The organism is Oleiphilus sp. HI0123 (assembly GCF_001635315.1).
Window position 1 is genome coordinate 1 of record NZ_LWGE01000372.1, and the last position, 268, is coordinate 268.

The 268-nt window shown below is 42.2% G+C and carries 1 protein-coding gene; it reads left to right on the top strand.

Annotated features, from left to right (window positions below; genetic code table 11):
- Positions 1-62 precede the first annotated feature (62 nt).
- Positions 63-268: zinc ribbon domain-containing protein YjdM (locus tag A3761_RS03520; RefSeq protein WP_197472792.1), on the top strand; the 206-nt coding region annotated here is incomplete at its 3' end.

Below are 268 nucleotides of genomic sequence, written 5' to 3' on the forward strand. Positions count from 1 at the left end.
CTTGCTCCCAGGGCAGGCTGATTCATTGTTAGATTCATGTTGAAACCTAAAAGAGAATATCTATGCCTAATTGCCCGAAGTGCGATTCTGAATACCCTTATGAAGACGGCCCTAGTTTTGTTTGTCCTGAGTGCGCCCATGAATGGCCCATTAATGCTGAAGAAGATGAAGATCGTTTGATTGTAAAAGATTCAAATGGCGCAGTGTTAGCTGATGGCGATAGTGTTACCGTTATTAAAGACCTTAAGATCAAAGGCTCTTCTTCAGT